General features: G+C 34.5%; 20 protein-coding genes and 1 other annotated feature. Of the genes, 5 read left to right on the top strand and 15 right to left on the bottom strand.

What is annotated here, in order from left to right:
• Positions 1-165 precede the first annotated feature (165 nt).
• The 11 genes from AC1Q8N_RS05475 to AC1Q8N_RS05525 all read right to left on the bottom strand — a co-directional run bounded on the left by AC1Q8N_RS05475 (position 166) and on the right by AC1Q8N_RS05525 (position 10,477).
• A complete protein-coding gene (locus tag AC1Q8N_RS05475) occupies positions 166-1,044 on the bottom strand; it encodes a class I SAM-dependent methyltransferase (protein WP_098076377.1) in 879 nt (292 codons plus the stop codon).
• Between the two features lie 173 nt (positions 1,045-1,217).
• Positions 1,218-2,906, bottom strand: a complete 1,689-nt coding sequence (argS, locus tag AC1Q8N_RS05480) for an arginine--tRNA ligase (RefSeq protein ID WP_431096193.1) — start codon at positions 2,904-2,906, stop codon at positions 1,218-1,220.
• A gap of 44 nt (positions 2,907-2,950) precedes the next feature.
• Positions 2,951-3,166, bottom strand: a binding site (T-box leader).
• A 36-nt stretch (positions 3,167-3,202) separates the two neighbouring features.
• Positions 3,203-3,979 carry a class I SAM-dependent methyltransferase gene (locus tag AC1Q8N_RS05485; RefSeq protein WP_098076383.1) on the bottom strand — a complete coding sequence of 259 codons (777 nt, stop codon included), beginning with the start codon at positions 3,977-3,979 and terminating at the stop codon, positions 3,203-3,205.
• A gap of 49 nt (positions 3,980-4,028) precedes the next feature.
• Positions 4,029-4,463 (bottom strand): BrxA/BrxB family bacilliredoxin, encoded by a 435-nt coding sequence (locus AC1Q8N_RS05490; RefSeq protein ID WP_000063705.1) that lies wholly within the window; start codon positions 4,461-4,463, stop codon positions 4,029-4,031.
• 83 nt (positions 4,464-4,546) lie between these two features.
• Positions 4,547-4,930, bottom strand: coding sequence for a thiol-disulfide oxidoreductase DCC family protein (locus tag AC1Q8N_RS05495; RefSeq protein WP_088080139.1), 384 nt, complete (start codon positions 4,928-4,930; stop codon positions 4,547-4,549).
• 3 nt (positions 4,931-4,933) lie between these two features.
• Entirely contained in the window at positions 4,934-6,061 is a 1,128-nt protein-coding gene (locus AC1Q8N_RS05500; protein WP_098076386.1) for a conserved virulence factor C family protein, read from the bottom strand.
• Between the two features lie 164 nt (positions 6,062-6,225).
• Positions 6,226-6,564 carry a single-stranded DNA-binding protein gene (locus tag AC1Q8N_RS05505; protein WP_431096196.1) on the bottom strand — a complete coding sequence of 113 codons (339 nt, stop codon included), beginning with the start codon at positions 6,562-6,564 and terminating at the stop codon, positions 6,226-6,228.
• A 158-nt stretch (positions 6,565-6,722) separates the two neighbouring features.
• Positions 6,723-6,977: a DUF4318 domain-containing protein gene (locus AC1Q8N_RS05510; RefSeq protein WP_000975142.1), complete on the bottom strand. Its 255-nt coding sequence runs from the start codon at positions 6,975-6,977 to the stop codon at positions 6,723-6,725.
• Positions 6,978-7,130: 153 nt separating this feature from the next.
• Positions 7,131-7,862: a Bax inhibitor-1/YccA family protein gene (locus AC1Q8N_RS05515; RefSeq protein WP_001260655.1), complete on the bottom strand. Its 732-nt coding sequence runs from the start codon at positions 7,860-7,862 to the stop codon at positions 7,131-7,133.
• Between the two features lie 75 nt (positions 7,863-7,937).
• Complete coding sequence (locus AC1Q8N_RS05520) at positions 7,938-9,833, bottom strand: ABC-F family ATP-binding cassette domain-containing protein (protein WP_493521112.1); 1,896 nt, start codon at positions 9,831-9,833, stop codon at positions 7,938-7,940.
• Positions 9,830-10,477 (bottom strand): HD domain-containing protein, encoded by a 648-nt coding sequence (locus AC1Q8N_RS05525; protein WP_048540935.1) that lies wholly within the window; start codon positions 10,475-10,477, stop codon positions 9,830-9,832. The genes AC1Q8N_RS05520 and AC1Q8N_RS05525 overlap by 4 nt, the downstream gene beginning before the upstream one ends.
• A gap of 109 nt (positions 10,478-10,586) precedes the next feature.
• On the opposite strand from AC1Q8N_RS05525, the gene AC1Q8N_RS05530 reads away from it, so the two are divergent.
• On the top strand, positions 10,587-11,372 hold the full coding sequence (locus AC1Q8N_RS05530; protein WP_098069429.1) for a hypothetical protein: 786 nt from the start codon (positions 10,587-10,589) through the stop codon (positions 11,370-11,372).
• Positions 11,373-11,484: 112 nt separating this feature from the next.
• Here AC1Q8N_RS05530 and spoVS read toward each other — a convergent pair whose 3' ends face one another.
• Entirely contained in the window at positions 11,485-11,757 is a 273-nt protein-coding gene (gene spoVS / locus AC1Q8N_RS05535; protein WP_000427790.1) for a stage V sporulation protein SpoVS, read from the bottom strand.
• Positions 11,758-12,231: 474 nt separating this feature from the next.
• Between spoVS and AC1Q8N_RS05540 the strand changes: the two genes are divergently transcribed.
• On the top strand, positions 12,232-12,816 hold the full coding sequence (locus tag AC1Q8N_RS05540) for a hypothetical protein (RefSeq protein ID WP_048540938.1): 585 nt from the start codon (positions 12,232-12,234) through the stop codon (positions 12,814-12,816).
• A 185-nt stretch (positions 12,817-13,001) separates the two neighbouring features.
• On the opposite strand, the gene AC1Q8N_RS05545 is transcribed toward AC1Q8N_RS05540, so the two are convergent.
• Positions 13,002-14,603 carry an esterase/lipase family protein gene (locus tag AC1Q8N_RS05545; protein WP_098077023.1) on the bottom strand — a complete coding sequence of 534 codons (1,602 nt, stop codon included), beginning with the start codon at positions 14,601-14,603 and terminating at the stop codon, positions 13,002-13,004.
• A 550-nt stretch (positions 14,604-15,153) separates the two neighbouring features.
• On the opposite strand from AC1Q8N_RS05545, the gene AC1Q8N_RS05550 reads away from it, so the two are divergent.
• On the top strand, positions 15,154-15,993 hold the full coding sequence (locus AC1Q8N_RS05550; protein ID WP_048540941.1) for an arylamine N-acetyltransferase family protein: 840 nt from the start codon (positions 15,154-15,156) through the stop codon (positions 15,991-15,993).
• 93 nt (positions 15,994-16,086) lie between these two features.
• On the opposite strand, the gene AC1Q8N_RS05555 is transcribed toward AC1Q8N_RS05550, so the two are convergent.
• Both AC1Q8N_RS05555 and exsG read right to left on the bottom strand, forming a co-directional pair.
• Positions 16,087-16,296: a hypothetical protein gene (locus AC1Q8N_RS05555; protein ID WP_000830261.1), complete on the bottom strand. Its 210-nt coding sequence runs from the start codon at positions 16,294-16,296 to the stop codon at positions 16,087-16,089.
• A gap of 216 nt (positions 16,297-16,512) precedes the next feature.
• A complete protein-coding gene (exsG, locus tag AC1Q8N_RS05560; protein ID WP_000395678.1) occupies positions 16,513-16,665 on the bottom strand; it encodes an exosporium protein ExsG in 153 nt (50 codons plus the stop codon).
• A 209-nt stretch (positions 16,666-16,874) separates the two neighbouring features.
• On the opposite strand from exsG, the gene AC1Q8N_RS05565 reads away from it, so the two are divergent.
• Positions 16,875-17,726, top strand: a complete 852-nt coding sequence (locus AC1Q8N_RS05565) for an excalibur calcium-binding domain-containing protein (RefSeq protein WP_098633613.1) — start codon at positions 16,875-16,877, stop codon at positions 17,724-17,726.
• Positions 17,727-17,931: 205 nt separating this feature from the next.
• Entirely contained in the window at positions 17,932-18,639 is a 708-nt protein-coding gene (gene ric / locus AC1Q8N_RS05570; RefSeq protein WP_493521113.1) for an iron-sulfur cluster repair di-iron protein, read from the top strand.
• Positions 18,640-18,971: the final 332 nt, after the last annotated feature.

The raw sequence follows: 18,971 nt of genomic DNA on the forward strand, positions 1-18,971 counted from the left end.
TATTTTGTTTAATTAAATGGAATAACGTAACATGAGGATTTTATCTTTTGGAAGCTGAAATCCGTACATGAAATTATATCGGCGATAATTTAAATATATCAGCGATTATACGGTGGATGTCGACTTACCGACAAAAAATGACACTCCTCAATAAATCGCTATCTTTTAACATACTATTTCACCAAATGTAATTTTCATATTCGGAGCATATACTAAAGAAGAATGTAGATGAAATGCCTTAAAAAATCGGAGTTCAGCTTCATATTGAGCTAGCGCATCATCATATGTTAATCCTCTAGCCATTAAACGTTCTGTAAAATGCTGTTTATCACCCGGATCCCCTGCAATCCCCTCTTCTTTTAATGAATGATACAACCTTTGTTTATCATTATTGTGCATATTGGAATCTAAAAAGTTCACTTTATCACTTACTCTACATTCAATATTTTTTACGCCTAGTTCACTTAAACACATCGGTATTTTCATACCAATATTTCCATCTTTTCCGCTTCTCTGCATGTCATTTTCAAATAACTTCTGCAAAGCACCTAGCCTAATAATTTCCGATTGATTCTCTCCATCTAAAAAGTATGAAGACATATTTGATATCCAATGTGGTTCAAAACAGATTATTTTTCCGCCCTTTTTAATTGAATGTATCATTTTTTTTAGCATCATTTTTGGCGAACTCATATGTAATAAGAAAGCATGACAAATTGCTATATCATATGTATCTTTCAATTCAATTTCTGTAGCATCTCCCTCAAGAAATTCTGTCTCATACGGAAGTAAACGAAACAACTCTCTCGCTTCAGATAATAATGTTTCTCCACTATCAATGCCTGTATACTTTGATCCTTCTGGAAGTAAAGGCATTAATAATAAGCCTAAATAACCATATCCACAACCATAATCAATAATATGTACTGGCTTAGTAATCTTCCAAACCATATTTACTAAAAAGCTTACATAATCGTCGTTGTAATATAAATCTCTTGTGTTTTTTAAATATGCTAGTTTACTGTTCCAATCGTATGTTTCCAAATTTCACGCCTCCTTTATATATGACATTACAATTCTCCATTTAATAAGGACATTCCTACACTTGAAACAATTCTAGAAAAATTTAGATTTAATAAAATAAAACTTCTGCTTTCACATTTTCTATAAAAATAAATAGGCATACATATCTACTATGATACGTATACCTATTTGTTTCACATCTCCTCAGGAGCCTCTACCCCAAGTAAACGTAATCCCTCTTTTAATACAACTGTCACAGCATAAACTAATGCCAGTCTACTTTCTTTCTCTTCGCTCTCTTCCAATATACGAACATTACCGTAGTATTTATTGAACGATTGTGCTACATCTAATACGTATTTCGAAATGATTGATGGCTCATTTTTGTTGAAGGCTGCTTCAATTACTTGCGGGAATTTATTTAGTAATTTTACGACGCTCCAGCTATGATCATCTTTTAATGCAAACATACACGTTTCAAATTCTATACTTTCTTTTCTTAAAATAGAGCAAGCACGTGCATGTGTGTACTGTACGTACGGTCCTGTTTCACCTTCAAATTTCAGCATGTTTTCTAATGAGAATTCGATATTATGCATACGCTCGTTTTTTAAATCGTGAAATATAATTGCGCCAACACCGACTTGCTTCGCTACTTCTTCTTTCTGTTTTAAGTTTGGATTTTTCTCTTCAATATTTTGTTTTGCAAGGTCTATTGCTTCTTCAAGTACTTCTTCAAGTAAAATAACTCTTCCTTTACGTGTCGACATTTTCTTACCGTCTTTTAAAATGAACCCAAACGGTACATGTTCCATACCCTCAACCCAATTGTAACCAAGCTTTTTTAATACAGTGAAAAATTGATTAAAATGTAAACTTTGTTCTGGGCCAACTACATATAACGCTTTATCAAATGCATATGTGTTTTGACGGTATACAGCTGCCGTTAAGTCACGTGTTGCGTAAATCGTCGCACCATCTGATTTTCTAATTAAGCAAGGCGGCATTCCCTCTTCTTCTAAATTAACGACTAACGCGCCGTCAGACTCTTCAAGCAAATCATGTTCTTCTAAAATTCCAATAAAATCTTCCATTAAATTATTATAAAAAGCTTCTCCTTGAAAATTAGTAAATTCAACACCGAGAAGTTCATAAATACGAGAAAATTCTTTTAAGGATTCGTGACGGAACCAATTCCAAAGCTCAACCGCTTCTTCATCACCTTCTTCTAATTTCTTAAACCAAGCGCGTCCATCTTCTTCTAGTGCTTCGTCGGTTTTTACCTCTTCATGGAATTGAACATATAACTTAAATAGCTCACGGATTGGATCTTCTTTAACTACTGCTTCATTTCCCCATTTTTTATAAGCCGTAATTAACTTTCCAAACTGTGTTCCCCAATCCCCAATATAATTAATTCCTACAACTTCATAACCACATTTTTCAGCGATATGTTTCAATGAATTACCTATCATCGTAGAACGTAAATGCCCCATTGAAAAAGGTTTCGCGATATTCGGAGAGGAATAATCGATAACTACCGTTTTTTCACAGCCAAAGTGATTTTGACCGTACTCTTCTTTCTCCGATAAAACCGTTTTTAATACTGCATCACTTACAATTTCACGATTAAAAAATACATTTACGTAAGGACCAACGGCCTCTACTTTCGTAAAAAATGGATTACTTAATTTCTCCGCAACTTCCTTTGCGATAATAGCTGGTGATTTTTTATATTGTTTCGCAAGTGAAAAACATGGAAATGCCGCATCTCCGAATTCATCTTGTTTCGGCGTTTCGATTAAATCTAAAATTTGATTTTGTGTTAATTCATTTGTAAAAATATTGGATAAACTTTTTGCAAACTGCTTTTTATAATCCATACTACAACCTCCTTCATTTTTAAAACACAAAAAACTCGTCTCTAAAAAGAGACGAGTTTAAACCCGTGGTACCACCCTTGTTGTTCATTACGAACCACTTTCCCGTTTATAACGAGGACAGGGGGCCTCGGCTTACTCTAACTATTCGTTCAAGAAGCATCTCCGAAGTGCGCTTCATCTTTTTCTTCCGCACTAGGCTCACACCATCCCTAGCTCGCTTTCCTTCAAAAAAAGACTACTCTCTTCATCACCGACAGTATATTTAATTATTGCTTATTATACATCTTTTCAAACAATTAGCAAGGGTCAATTACACCAAAGTGAAACTTAGCACTTCTTCTTTTGTATACATGAAAATTATGTTTTTCAAATCTAGAACTACGGAAATGATCTTTCAGAACGACACGCTTTCTCGCCACACGCTTCGCTTCTGCAATTGTTTCGTCAGTAATATCATGATACAAAGCGAAGTGTTTTAATCCTTTTATTCCATCTGATTCTATAACAGTTTCTTCAAACATCGGATCAAGGTACACAACATCATAACTATTGTCTTCACATTGTGTTAAAAATGCGTAATGCTCCGTTTGCTTCACATCGATTCGTTGCATTGCCTCATCAATTTCAGAAACAGTTGAAGACCATGTTTTTAAACCATTTTCCATAATATAAGCCATATACTCATTGCCTTCAAGTCCCGTTACTTTTCCGCTTTCACCAACAATATAACTAGCTACAATACTATCTGATGCCATACCGAGCGTACAATCTAATACTGTCATTCCGCTCTCTAATTGCGCGGCTTGTACAAACGGATCGTGTTCTCCGCGCATTAACCTTTTCACACGAAACATCGCTGAGTTTGGATGAAAGAAAAATGACTCTTCCGTTCCTCTCGGATAAATAGCTAATCGGTTTTTCCCTACAACAAGTACATCTTGTTCATACTGCTCATGCAGTTTATGTACTGGTACGTCATTACGTTTAACGAAAGAACGATTTAATTCTGCTGCTACCTTATTTGCATAATCTGTCATTTCTTTGTTCGTTCTTCCTGCTGTTGTTACGATCATTTTTTCACCTCTATATAAAGAAAAGAGGGAGATTTACTCTCCCCCTTCTTTAGCAATTCTTTTCGAAAGCTTGTTCTAAGTTCGTAATAATTTCGTCCATAGTTGCACCTTCAATTTCATGACGGTGAATGAAGTGAACAACTTCTTTTCCTTTTAATAATGCCATAGATGGTGAAGATGGAGGAATTTCTCCGAAGTATTCACGCATTTTTGCAGTAGCATCTTTATCTTGACCTGCGAATACAGTTACAAGATGATCTGGTTGTTTTTCAGCACGAACAACTGCTTGACCTGCTGATGGACGTGCTAAACCAGCTGCACAACCACAAACTGAGTTTACAACTACTAAAGTTGTCCCTGCCGTGTTTTCCATAAATTCTGTTACAGCTTCTTCTGTAGTTAACTCTTCAAACCCAGAACGCACTAATTCTTGACGCATTGGGATTACCATTTGGCGCATGTATTCTTCATAAGCATTTGACATCGTGTAATCTCTCCTTCAACTTTCATTCCAAATTCATCATATCACGCTCTATTACTAGGTGCAAAAGAAAGATAACGATGATTTCATTTTTTTGTAGGGATTTCACAAACCCCACCGCGGCAATGTCCAACTGGGACAAGTTTTCTATTGTTAGCGATATAATCGTATACTTTACTTCCAAATCCGAGTACGATAGATAGTTTTATAAAAGGAACGGCAAACCAATAAGATGGAACTGCCTTTGCTAATACATGTATGCTATGAATTCCGGTATACCACTTATTATTTTTTAAAATATACAATCTTTGTTCCATCTTACTTTGTAGTTCTTGAGAAAGTTCATACTTCTCAACCACATCTTCATCTCGAAATGAAACAAATTGCATCTTACCCTTTTTATCTAGTTTTTTCGTACGTTCTGCAACCGCCGTACACATCGGACACCAACTATCATAGAAAACAATCATACATTATTCCCCTTTACGAGACTCCGTCATTTGTTTCCATACAGAACCTTTTGCTTCTTCTCCACCTTCAATACGCTCTAATGCTAGACGCGCTTGCATCGCTACTTCAAACTCCGGATCATCTTGCGCTGCTTTTAATGCAGGAATCGCACTTTCATCTCCAAGTTCAAATAAGAACATTGCTGCACGCCAGCGTACTAATTTACTTGAATCTTTCAGAGATTTAATCATAACGAACATCGCTGCTGGATCACCTACATCTGATAAGCAATCGCCCGCTGTACGGCGAACACTTACTGAACGATCTAATAACGCTTTATATAATAACGGCAATACTCCATCACCTTTTACCATACCTAAATACGCTGTTGCTAAACGGCGGATTGAAACTTTTTCATCATCTAACGCCATCTTCAACACTGAAATATCTTCTTCAGTAGGATCCATTTGTTCTAATGCTGCAAAACGGTTTTTCCAGTCAGCATCTTTCATCATCTCTTCTGTTACTTTATATGGCTCACGCTTTTGAATCGTTACTTCAACAGCACCTGCCTGGTTTAATAATTCTTTAACTGTTTCATTTACACGTTCTTCTGAATAAGCAGCAACAATCTCTTCTACTACTTCTTTCCCGATTTCTTCAAAATTACCGTAACGTGTACTTTGTTCCACCCATTTACGTTCTTTTACAACGTTTGGTGCAGACATTTGTACTTTCATAATTGATTCTTTAAAACGATCTGGTAAGCCAACACGTTCTTCCGATGTTCCATCTGTTAACTTTACTTGCATTGGAATTGTAAAGAACATTTGAACAAACACTTTCACTTCCCCAAAATGAGCAAGTTGTTGTTCTTCACTTTCTTCTACTACCTGTTCGCCGAAAACAGAACGAACTTGTTGTAATAAAACTTTCCAGTCAAACTTCGCATTTCGCTCCACTGCTAAAAAGTCGGCTACATGATATACACCTTTAATGCCTTCAATTTTCAAAATTTCTTGCACTTGCATTGGTGCTTGTTCTTTATTTTCATTTGTATAATTATTTCGCGCTCCTGATGGTAATACTTCATTCAAAATAACTTTCATTGTATTTGGACTTGGCGTCGGTTCAATTGCTTTAATCTTCACGTAAAAAACTCTCCTTTATTGCGTGTTCTTACGTGTATTGTAACATGTTCCACCTCTCTAAACCTACTCGGATGCTTTATCTTGCTGATTTCTTTCCATCATCATACTTTTTCATTCTTTCTCTTTCCACCTAATTCCCCCAAACCATTGTTTAACGTCCTCTCTTATTGTGATGCGCCCTCCCGCCTTCTCTCCAAAAATGTAATGCTCTCTATCACAACTTCAGTTCTATATATTCTCTTGCCCTGATCATCCTCGTAATTACTCGTATGAATACGTCCGGTAATTCCAACAAGTGACCCCTTCTTACAATATTCAGTTACATTCTCAGCCGATTTTCTCCAAACGACACAATTAATAAAATCTACTTGTTGCTCACCTAAACTATTTCGAAAACCTCTGTTCACCGCAACACATACTCGTGCATAAGCGACACCTTGCTTTGTGTAGTATAATTCTGGCTCCTTTGTCAATCTACCGATTAATACAACTCGATTCATCATATGTTATACCACCTCACATATTTTTCTTCATTGTAAAGAAACATGTATGAAGGGTAAAAAGCGTAAAATAATATATTTTAAAATAAAAAATATTATTTTATATGCTGTAAAAGAAAAAAAGAAACCTTACATATATTAAACATGTAAGGTTTCAAAATTTATACTTCACTACAGGAAATGTAATATCCACCGCGTGCCATCTTTATCTCAACACGATACATTACATTTTCTAAGTAAAAAGTAATCGGTTTAACTTTACTCTCAAAATTCAATTGTTCCTGACATTCAACCGCATACCTTTCAATAGCGGAAATAATAACTTCTGATGATGGATACGTTAAAGCATCTTCTAGTTCTATGAAAAAACTTTTAGAAAATAGTTTTTTCATAATCCCTTTCTTCTCTTTCATCATACTCCATCCCCCTTCAATTTGAATTACCAACAACCATATTATACCATTACCGAAATTACCCTGCATTAACAGGCAGTATAAGCCTCACTGATTAAAATTTCACTCTATCTTTGAAAATAAAAAAATCCTGCATTTTTCATGCAGGATTTTTTATTAGTCATTTTTCGTAAAGTAAGAAACGAAACGAAGAATTTCTAAGTATAACCAAACTAATGTAAGCATTAGTCCCATCGCAGTGTACCACTCCATATATTTTGGAGCTTGACTACGTACACCATTTTCGATTAGATCGAAATCTAGTAATAAGTTTAAAGCAGCAACTACGATAACAACTGCACTAATAATAATACCAATCGTACCGCCTTGGTGAATATACGGAACCGTTACACCAAACATGTTTAGTAGAAATACGACTAAATACATAACCATAATTCCAAGTGTTGCTGCCATCACGCCTGTACGGAATTTATCCGTTACCTTTACTACACGTGTTGCATATAACACTAACATTGCAAATAGAATTGAGATTGTTAGTAATACAGCATTTAAAACGATAGAATCGCCAAACTTCATTGTATAAACCGCTGAAATACTCCCTAATACAACCCCTTCTACCGCTGCATAGATTGGTGCACCAAAAGGTGAAATACGCGGGAAGAACATAGACGCAAATGCGATGATTGCCGCAACGATTAAAGCACCAATTAGTACTGGCATCTTCATCGTCCCCTGCATCATCTGTATGTATGAATAGACAGACGTTGCAAGTAGCAAGATAAGCATAATAAACGTTTTGCCTACTGTTCCACCAATCGTCATCGCAGAAGCGCTTGCTCCCTCTTTACGGAATGCCTCTTTTTTCAACATTGGATTAGATGTTCTCATTTTTTCCCTCCTAAAATAGGTTCTACCAATAGTGTAAAGTTTTTCTCTTTACTTTTCAATATATGCAGCTTGTTTTTATTTTAATCCTTCAACGATGTCTGATAGTTCACTCCATCTTTCCATCGTTTTTTCTAGCTCTTCTTCTGTTTTCTGCTGTGCTTCAGATAATTCTTGTGCCTTTGTGAAGTCAGATCCAACTTTCGCAAGTGCTTCTCCAATTGACTCAATTTTCTCTTCTAGTTCGGCAATTGTATCTTCAATTGTTTCCCATTCACGCTGCTCATTGTATGAAAGTTTACGTTTACGTTGTTGTTTCGGAGCTTCTTCTACCACTTTTTTCTCTTTTTGAACTTCCGCCTTCTCAATAAGTTCTTTCGTCTTTTCCATTTCTAAAAAGTCCGTATAACTACCTAGGAATTCACGCACTTCGCCTCCGCCACTAAAGATGAACAATTCATCTACTACTTTATCTAAGAAGTAACGGTCATGCGATACAGTTAAAACGACACCTGGGAAATCTTCTAAATAATCTTCCAGTACTGTTAATGTTTGTGTATCTAGATCATTCGTAGGTTCATCAAGTAATAGTACGTTTGGTTCTCCCATTAAAATACGTAATAAATATAAACGTCTTCTTTCCCCACCAGATAGCTTACCCAGCGGTGTACCATGTGAATGCGTCGGGAATAAGAAACGTTCTAACATTTGAGATGCACCAATTACTTTTCCGTCTGTCGTATGAATAACTTCTGCAATTTCCTTAATATATTCAATCATACGTTGATTTAAATTCATTTCTTCATTTTCTTGTGTATAATAAGCAACTTTTACGGTTTGTCCAACTTCAATTTCACCACTATCAGGAGATAGCTTACCTGCAAGCATATTTAATAAAGAAGATTTCCCACTTCCATTCGCTCCAATAATTCCGATACGATCTCCTGGTTTCACAATATGATTAAAGTTGTGTAATACCGTTTTATCACCGAATTTTTTCGTTACATCTTTTAACTCAAGTACTTTTTTCCCAAGACGACTCCCGCTAAGCGCAATATCAACTGACTGTTTTGCAGATGGTCCTTCTTGACCTTTCAGCTCATCAAATCGTTGAATACGTGCTTTTTGCTTTGTCGAACGAGCTTTTGCACCGCGGCGGATCCATGCTAGTTCGCGGCGATATAAGTTTTGACGTTTTGATTCTTGTGCAATTTCTTGTTCTTCACGAAGTGCTTTCGCTTCTAAAAATGTACTATAGTTTCCTTCGTAACTATATAGTTTACCATTGTCTAATTCAAAAATACGGTTTGTCACACGATCTAAGAAATAACGATCATGGGTTACAAGTAATACCGCACCATTATATCTTGCTAAATATTCTTCCAACCATTCAACTGTCTCATGGTCAAGATGGTTCGTAGGCTCATCCAAAATTAATAAATCAGGTGTTTCAATAAAACATTGCGCCATTGCAATACGCTTTTTTTGTCCACCAGATAGGTTTCCAACAGTTGCTGTAAAATCAGTAATTCCTAATTTCGTTAATAACGATTTTGCATTCGCATTTGCTTCCCATGCACTCATCGCATCCATACGTTGCTGCACTGCAAATAATTGTTCCTGTACTTTTTCATTACTTGGATCTTTTTCGATATTTAATAACGATTGTTCATAATCACAAAGAAGACGAATTAAAGGTGTATCACCATGGAACACTTGCTCTAATACAGTTAGCTTTTCATCAAACTCTGGTTGCTGTGATAAATAACTAATTGTATAACCACGTGAATGCGTCATATCACCTGTATCAGGAGTTTCTAACCCTGCAATAATTTTTAATAATGTCGATTTCCCAGTACCGTTTACACCTATAATTCCGACACGTTGTCCTTCTGTAATACTACATGATAATCCATCAAATAACGGTTTTTCTCCGTATGATTTCGATAAGTTTTCCACAGTTAACATTTTCATATTTGTGCATTCCACTCTTTCATAAATTGTTCAATAAACTGTTCCATATAACGATGACGAACTTCAGCCTCTTGTTTTGCTGCGTTCGTGTTCATTAAGTCTTTTAGTTTCAAAAGTTTTTCATAAAAATGATTTAAAGATGGATCGTTATTTTTTCTATATTCATCTTTCGTCATCACTTCACGCGGAGGAATAGTTGGATCATACATTAATCTCCCTTTCGCTCCACCATACGCAAATGTGCGAGCTATTCCAATTGCTCCAAGAGCGTCTAAGCGATCCGCATCTTGAACAAGCTTCCCTTCAAGTGAATCCACTTTACCGCCATGACCACCTTTATAAGACATATTGGCGATGATATGAAGAACATGTTTGCTTTCCTCTTCTTTAACATGTAACTCTTCTAACCAATCAGAAACTTTTTTCATTCCTGCTTCTTCACTTTCATTTAACTTCTCATCTGCCACATCGTGAAGTAATGCTGCCATTTCAATTATAAAACGATTTCCCCCTTCTTGCTCGGATAAAGAAATCGCCAGTTTATGTACGCGCTCAATATGATACCAATCATGCCCACTCGCATCTTTTTCTAAAATATGTTTTACAAAAGTAATTGTTTTTTGAATCTTTTCTTGTTTTGTCATTTTATCTTCACCCAGTTACTTATTGTAACACGCCCGCATTTTTTCATCACATATTTTCTTGTCCGCCCATACACTGGGTGGTAGGCATCATCATGAAGGAGGAATAAACATGTTCTATAATAATCAACCGCCTTACCCACAACAACCATTTTATCCTCAGCAACAAGAACAAAGATACACAGAACAATATGAAGAACAAGAGCAACAATATGAACAAAATCCATACGAAACACCGCAAAACCAAGAAGCTAATTATCAACAAAGTTCATACGACACACGTCCTAATTATGAATATCCTCAAAACCCATATGCAGCACCGCAAAATCAAGAACAACAATATCAGCAAAATCCATATGCAACAACGCAAAATCAAGAAACTGAATATCAACAAAATCCATACGACTCACGTCCAAATTATGAATACCCTCAAAATCCATATGTAGCACCACAAAATCAAGAGCAACAATTTCAACAAAATCCATACGCAACTCAGCCGCAACAACCACAATACCAACAACAAATGTACCAACCAAACTACAACGCGCGTGTCTCACCGCCTAAACCACCAACAATTGATCCAACACAACCACAAATTTTACCACCAGGACCAACATTTGATATTACACAACCGCAAATCTTACCGCCTGGACCAATTACAGAACCAACACAACAACAAATTCAACAAGTCGTCGGTACACAGTTTTTACCTTTAAAGAAACCTGTACTAGATTTCGTAAAACCTTGGGTAGATTACGGTTTAAATGAAGCAAAACATACATCACACAAACACGCTTTAACAGAAGTTGCTGCGATTATGTTTTTAGTTGGGAAAGGGTTCAACCCGACGATTGCACATTATATTGTGGAATCTTGGGAGAAGAATGAGCAGTTTTAGAGGTTTTTATTCTGACAAAACTATAAAAGTGTCACAAATGCCTATTTCATAAGCATTTGTGACACTTTTTGTTTGTTATGTTAAATGTCATTTCAATACTGAATTACTGCAGTTACCTTTTCCTTCTAGGACCTACAATTAATTTAATCGCCGTTCTTTCTTGATCATTAATAGTAACCTCTTGAAATGCTGGAACAAAGGCCAAATCAATACCACTTGGAGCAACAAATCCTCTTGCGATTGCAATTGCTTTAATCGCTTGATTTATAGAACCTGCCCCAATCGCTTGAATTTCCACATTGCCACTTGTTCTTAGTACACCAGCTATTGCACCTGCTACTGAATTTGGTTTTGATTTTGAAGATACCTTTAATATATTTTCCATGTAAGTTGCTCCCTCTATTATTTAATCGCTCTTTTGTTACGGTTTAAAATATTTCAACGTATCTTTTATTACTATTCACACCAAAAGCAAACAATGCTACATATGTACATTCATTCGATACTTTTCGTCTTCTTCCTGCCCCACTACGTAAATAAAAGATAATAACCATAAACTCTAATATGCAAACGCTACAAAATAGACATTCACTTAAACGATCACATCATTACAACTGAGGATAATGGTTTTACTTTCACATGTAAAATATGCGTGCCCGCTTTACTTCAATCTTTCAAGATATTCCACTGATATTTCCACCAAAACATCAACCTTTTCTTCTTCAAAATCGTTACAGATACTATTCTATTACTATATTTCATCGTATTAGCACTTTATACTCCAAATCTATCACCTTTTATATAAGACAAGCATAAAATACTATGAGTATACACTTCATTCATAATAGGAGGTAATATATTGGGTTCATACTATCATTCTTCAAATTCAAATAAAAAATGTTCATGTAACGCTTCTTCCAGTTCATATAAAAAATGTTCATGCAACTCCTCTTCTAGTTCCTATAAAAAATGTTCATGCGACCATTCACATAAAAAAAGCTGTCCAGCATACGGCACTTTTTGGCAAACTGAGTTTATAACTGTTCCTTTTGGAGATCCTTTTCCATTTAATCACGTTGGCCCTATAGCAGGAGGAGTTTCCTTACTAAACCCTACTACTATACAATTTAGTCAAGCTGGTGATTATAGAGTTTCTTTCATTTCAACGATTAACACTACTTCAAATCCTGTATTTCCACATATTCCAGTCATGACTATATTTTTAAATAATAATCCACTTGCTAATAGTCAAGGTGATTTCGCTTTCCAAATGAATACTTCATCAAATAACGAATGTCTTCAACTAGCTGGCGAAACGATTGTTACAGTGACAGCTAATTCCACTCTTCAACTGAAAAATAATAGTGGTTTTAATCGTCAAAGTATTGCAACTTGTGATAATGGTATTAATTCAGTTGAATTAACAGTTATAAAACTAAGTTAATAATCCTCTTCACATTCAGATGCTATTTCAGCATCTTTTTTTATTGAATAATGCTCTTTTGATTCCTATAATCAAACATAAATTCCATTGTACGTTTCTGTTCATCTAATAAACATGAAAAAAGTACCGAACTCTTCTACTACAAAAGTTCGGTACTTTTTATATTAAAAACTTCTCATTCTTTCTTACTTCTCCACATAAACCGACTTAACAATTGTACGATTATACGGTTGTCCTTCTTTATTCGTCCCTTTTATATCCATCGTAACGTTATATACTCCTGGTTGCTTTATGTCCTTCAAAGCACCAGTAAACGTATTGTTATTACCCTTTTGTAATTCATTGTATTCAGAGACTAGTTTCCCTTCTTTATTAACTACTCTTACTGTTATAGAAAGATCCCCTTTCATTTCAGGTGCCACAGGTGATTTTGTCAGTTTATACTCAGATTTATTCACTTTAACTTTTGTAGGCATTTGGAGAACAAATGGTGCACCACTCTTGTAATCGCTTACAATTAAAAATGCATCTTTCGACTGCTTCGCCATCATTTTAACTTTCCATTCTCCTACATCCATTTTATCAAATTTAAATGTTCTAATTGTCGCACCACCAAAAAAAGATTCACCTTCACCAGTAGTAATAACGCTATCCTTATTTGTATACATTTTTCCTTTTGGAGACATCATTTGTACTTCTACATCAGAAGACGCTGTTAAGATAGAAACTATTCCTTCAGCTTTTTTATCAACCGTAACAGTTTGCTCTATCCATTGACTTTGTGGCAATTCTCCTCCTAAAATGTTTTGATTTGAAGTTGTATTTAGTTGTTCTATATTTTCATTTGAACTAGTGCTGGATGCTACTAAAGCTGGTACAGCTACATTTGATGTACGTAAATATGGTTCAATTCGAGAGAAAACAGCAGATCCTTTTCTTATATTATCATGATCAAATCTGGAATCTGTAAATAAATGCATTCCATACGGTAACTTAGCACTCCACTCATTTACTAGTCCATCATTTGAACCGTATGATGACAAATAGAACCCGCCCATAGATAACGCAGAAAATACTGGTCCCCAGCTAGTACCAGTAACCGTATAGTAACGATTTAATTTAGCTGCTGGATTATTATCAATCGTTGAACGAAATTTTGCCATTTCCCCCATTTGTAATGAATACGTACCATCATCTTTTTGACCTAAAATAGAAGCAAGCCATCCTGCCCACCAACTATATGATAAATCCGCTAAGTTTGATCCATGATGTGGCGTCGCAAGTGTAATAACATTTCCGACAAATCGATTTGCACCATATCCTACTAATGCAGCCTGTGTATCGATACCGCCTTTACTATGTGCTACAATATTAACTTTTTTACCGAAATGATTATATATTTCTTCTAATTTTTGTGCTAACAATTTTCCGTTATCCCACTGACTAGCTGACCCTTTCCCAGCAGCATCATATAATTGTATAAATACTGTTTGATAACCTGCTTTTAAAGCATAGTCATACATATCATTTATATCGTGATACACTGTCTTTCCATACCAACTATCAGCATTCCCATTCCTTCCTTGTACAAAAAGAATTGGAGGCTTATTCTCATCATAATTAGCAGGTTTTTGACCTAAAAACCATTCTCCAGGTGTAAATACTTCTGTATCAGGAAATCCCTTTCCAAGCTCTTTTACAACTTCTGCCCGTACATTCGTGCTAATCATTGGAGCCATAATTAAAAATACAATCAGTAAGGCAACACATCTTCTCATCAATCGCATGTTACTCCCCCCACTTTTTTTGAAAGAAGGTGCTCTTTGTAATATTTTTTTATCTTCTCTCTTAATACTAGATAATCTTTTTACTTAAACAAAATCTTGTCCCTATTTGCAAGAGATTACTAGTACACCTTCTTTCTTAACTCACGTTATTCTCTTTGTTTCTATCTCTTCCTTTTGAGAGAACACTATAAAAAAGTTTCTCAATAATTGTTAACCGTACTAAATCCAAATATCTCTAAATCATTATTGTCTATATAAAGTATACAAATCTTGAAAAAACTTTAGGAAAAAAACACTTTATTACCACCTAGTTATAAAAAAGATTAATGAAGATATGTACTTTTATTTAATTTTATACAAAACAAACGAATAGAGGCTTATACTGTAAGACTTTCCTACCATTAAATTTTAAACTGAAATTTCCGAATAGAAAATAATATTTCGAGAAACATATATTATGATAATTTTCGCAGACTTGAATTAAACTTTTATAAATACTAACCTATCGGTGAGCAGAAGAAAATTCTGTAAAAAGAAAGGAGAATGCTTTATGATGACCAATTTACAAAAGGAGTTTTTTAAACGACTAAAAATTCCTGCAAAAGAAATAACATTTAATGATTTAGATGAAATTCTCTTGAAAATGGGCTTGATTCTCCCCTATGAAAATCTCGATATTATGGCTGGTACTATTAAAAACATCTCAAAAAATAACTTAGTAGAAAAGTTACTAATTCAAAAACGAGGCGGTCTTTGTTATGAATTAAACTCCTTATTGTATTACTTTTTAATGGATTGTGGGTTTCAAGTATATAAAGTAGCTGGTACTGTTTATGATCTTTACGATAATAAATGGAAACCCGATGATGGTCATGTCATTATCATATTAAATCATAATTATAAAGATTATGTTATAGACGCAGGTTTTGCATCTCATCTACCTCTACATCCCGTCCCTTTTAACGGAGAAGTGATTTCTTCTCAAACGGGAGAATATCGAATTCGCAAACAAACTACCCGAAAAGGTACACACATTTTAGAAATGAGAAAAGGAGCTAACGGGGAATCTACAAATTTCTTGCAATCTGAACCTTCACACGAATGGAAAATAGGCTATGCTTTCACTTTACATCCAATAGATGAGAAAAAAGTGAATAACATTCAAAAAGTGATTGTAGAGCATAAAGAATCGCCTTTTAATAAAGGGGCTATTACTTGTAAATTAACTGATTATGGTCACGTATCATTAACAAATAAAAATTATACAGAAACCTTTAAAGGCACAAAAAATAAACGACCAATAGAATCAAAAGATTATGCTCGCATTCTTCGTGAATCTTTTGGAATAACACAAGAAAAATATGTAGGAAAAACACTAGAAAGAGGATAGTTGACTAGAAGTATTTCATAATAAAGCAGATTCCATATTTAGAATCTGCTTTATTTTATATTTTGTTATAAAGAATTTTTTTGCTGGTATCCTTTAATTTTCAATGATATACTCATCATCATATTTATCATATTGGAGGCCTGATCCTATTTTTGATTCCGTAACTTGATCTCTTAAAAACGGTGCAGCTTCCATTTTGCTAGTTGCAATTTCAATTCCATATTTTTTCGTTAAATGGGCTAATTCTATTAAAAACCACTCTCTTCGCAATGTAACTGGAATATCCAATGTTCTTCTTTTCATATATAATAGCACCTCTTTAATTTCATAACTTAATGAACATCACTACATGCACGTGTGAAAACTACCTTTCATCACTAACATCCAATGAAACATTATAGTATATGCATGTCCATTTTAAACGTGCTATTACAAAACAATATTTCAGTTTACATAATAATATTATGTAAGAGTAGAAGAGAAAGGTATATCCCTTCCCTTCTACTCTAGAAACTTAAATTAAGAACATCTTGGTACACCTAAAGCTAAGAATAAACCTGCTACTCCCGCAGTAATCGGTACTTTTAACGTAATAACATCGTCTACTTTCGTTACTAAAAAGAAAGCATTACCTTCTTGTAATATACAAGTTACCAATAATTGAAATTCCATTTAAACCCCCTCCTTTCAATCGTTATATTATACTTTATGAATTCTCTTCAAAAATGTAATAGGGAATATATCTATTTTTTCCTTATATGCGAAATAAATGTTTATAAGTCTATTAAAAATACTAATTTTCTAAATTTATATAAATCGTGTAATATCCAATAAGTTCCTATATAATCAATAGTGAAAATCTTACAAATGGAGGTATAAAAATGGCGATTTTGAGTAATATTGATGCAGCTTTATTTTTTATTGCTTTTATTCTTTTAATACTATGTATCATTTCATTCTTTAAGAAAAATGGAAAAGCAAAACAATATGGTCGTCCTACTGTTATTCTTTTTATGATTTCAATTCTCTTAACAGGAATGGGCACTACAAAATCTGAACACCCAGTCATCGATTTTTTTGCTACTTTAAGTTTAATTTTATTTATTTTTTTCCTTGTTCTAGCAATCTTATCCGTAATTAAAAAGACAGGTGTAGCAAAAAAACAATTTATAATCACTGCTATTTTATTTGTCATTTTTGTTGCATTATCAAGTATTTCAGCTCCTTCTTCTGAAAAGACGACAGCAACAAATAAACAAGTCGCTTCTAATAATGCAGAGAAAAAAGATGATAAAAAGAAAGAAGCGGACGAGAAAACTCAAAAGCAAGAAGATGAGAAGCGTCTAGCCGATGAACAAGCTCGCAAACAACAAGAAGAGCAAAAACGTCTAGCTGATGAGCAAGCTCGCAAACAACAAGAAGAGCAAAAACGTCTAGCTGATGAACAAGCTCGTAAACAACAAGAAGAGCAAAAACGTCAGGCTGATGAGCAAGCTCGTAAACAACAAGAGGAACAAAAACGCCAGGCTGATGAGCAAGCTCGTAAACAACAAGAGGAACAGAAAAAAGCACAGCAAGCTCAAACACAACCTGCTGTAAGTATCAATAGTAATGTAACTTACGCAAATTGTGCCGCAGTTAGAAGTGCTGGGAAAGCTCCTTTATATAGAGACCAACCAGGTTATAGTTCTAAACTTGATCGTGATGGTGATGGAGTCGCATGTGAAAAATAGTAATAAAAAAAGAAGCTTCTAGTAAGCTTCTTTTTTTATTACATAGTATTGCAACTATTTACCTCCCCTCCCTCTTCCTTTTATAAAACTCATTTTATTATTCTCAAATCAGACACATAATAAGTGATTTCAATCACCACATTGTTTTTCATTTATCGCTATTCTTAATTTAGATATTACATTTAAACTTTATGGAGGCATTCATATGGAACATACATTTACTGAAACTTCAATTGTTGGTGAGATTGTTACACAATTTCCGAAATCTAGTGATCTTTTTAAATCTTATAGAATAGATTTTTGTTGTGGTGGTAATAAGCCGCTTATTGATGCAATTCATGAAAGAAATTTATCGGCTTCTGAAGTAATTACAAAGTTAAATACACTTTATCATAATACGAAACGATTAAATGAATCTGAAATTGATTGGAAAAATGCTTCTTATCGTGAATTGATTGATTATGTAATTCATAAGCATCATCGTTATTTACATGAAGAGTTACCGCAGTTAAGTCCATATGTGACGAAAGTATTACGCGTTCATGGAGCAAATCAACCTCATTTAGCTCAAATTCATAAGCTGTTTCATGAACTTAAAATGGAATTAGAACAGCATTTAATTAAAGAAGAAACGGAAGATTTTCCATTAATTTTAGAATTTGAACAAAATCCAACTGATGAAAATTATGTAAAGTTACGTAAAGTAGTAGATGAACTAGAAAATGAGCACAATCATGCTGGAAATATTATAAAAGAAATTCGTAAAGTGACAAATGACTTTACTCCTCCAGAAGACGCTTGCGGTACTTATCGACTTGTTTACCAACGTCTTGAAGCGCTAGAGTCTGATTTATTTGAGCATATTCATTTAGAAAATAATATTTTATTTCCACGTGCCATTACGAGAGCATAAAGTGAAACTATAATAAGTGGAGCGGTTTTGTTTATCCCACTCATTATTAGCCCACACTTAACTTCTTTGCTCCAACCGAATTTTGAGATGAAAGTTTTACTCCCGGCAAATAGCTGAATAAATAAGTCACAGGACATGAATAGCAATGCTCATGTCCCTCTTTTTCATTGTGTGAAAAATATTGATACTTCTCCACTCTCTCTATCCATATAACTAAATTTCCTATCCGCTTCTCTTTTCACATAAAACGAGAAATCATTATTTACCATATTGCCCTAAGTTACGGAAACAATTATACTAGATGTAATCACAATAAATAATCTGAATATTCT

Source organism: Bacillus sp. GW823-FHT06B01, assembly GCF_058952315.1.

Coding starts and splice junctions, on each gene's coding strand:
- AC1Q8N_RS05510 (WP_000975142.1), bottom strand. CDS start 6,977: ATGATGAAAGAGAAGAAAGGGATTATGAAAAAACTATTTTCTAAAAGT.
- argS (WP_431096193.1), bottom strand. CDS start 2,906: ATGGATTATAAAAAGCAGTTTGCAAAAAGTTTATCCAATATTTTTACA.
- AC1Q8N_RS05515 (WP_001260655.1), bottom strand. CDS start 7,862: ATGAGAACATCTAATCCAATGTTGAAAAAAGAGGCATTCCGTAAAGAG.
- ric (WP_493521113.1), top strand. CDS start 17,932: ATGGAACATACATTTACTGAAACTTCAATTGTTGGTGAGATTGTTACA.
- AC1Q8N_RS05550 (WP_048540941.1), top strand. CDS start 15,154: ATGATGACCAATTTACAAAAGGAGTTTTTTAAACGACTAAAAATTCCT.
- AC1Q8N_RS05545 (WP_098077023.1), bottom strand. CDS start 14,603: ATGCGATTGATGAGAAGATGTGTTGCCTTACTGATTGTATTTTTAATT.
- AC1Q8N_RS05555 (WP_000830261.1), bottom strand. CDS start 16,296: ATGAAAAGAAGAACATTGGATATTCCAGTTACATTGCGAAGAGAGTGG.
- AC1Q8N_RS05565 (WP_098633613.1), top strand. CDS start 16,875: ATGGCGATTTTGAGTAATATTGATGCAGCTTTATTTTTTATTGCTTTT.
- AC1Q8N_RS05530 (WP_098069429.1), top strand. CDS start 10,587: ATGTTCTATAATAATCAACCGCCTTACCCACAACAACCATTTTATCCT.
- AC1Q8N_RS05495 (WP_088080139.1), bottom strand. CDS start 4,930: ATGATTGTTTTCTATGATAGTTGGTGTCCGATGTGTACGGCGGTTGCA.
- exsG (WP_000395678.1), bottom strand. CDS start 16,665: ATGGAATTTCAATTATTGGTAACTTGTATATTACAAGAAGGTAATGCT.
- spoVS (WP_000427790.1), bottom strand. CDS start 11,757: ATGGAAAATATATTAAAGGTATCTTCAAAATCAAAACCAAATTCAGTA.
- AC1Q8N_RS05505 (WP_431096196.1), bottom strand. CDS start 6,564: ATGATGAATCGAGTTGTATTAATCGGTAGATTGACAAAGGAGCCAGAA.
- AC1Q8N_RS05520 (WP_493521112.1), bottom strand. CDS start 9,833: ATGAAAATGTTAACTGTGGAAAACTTATCGAAATCATACGGAGAAAAA.
- AC1Q8N_RS05525 (WP_048540935.1), bottom strand. CDS start 10,477: ATGACAAAACAAGAAAAGATTCAAAAAACAATTACTTTTGTAAAACAT.
- AC1Q8N_RS05485 (WP_098076383.1), bottom strand. CDS start 3,979: ATGATCGTAACAACAGCAGGAAGAACGAACAAAGAAATGACAGATTAT.
- AC1Q8N_RS05490 (WP_000063705.1), bottom strand. CDS start 4,463: ATGTCAAATGCTTATGAAGAATACATGCGCCAAATGGTAATCCCAATG.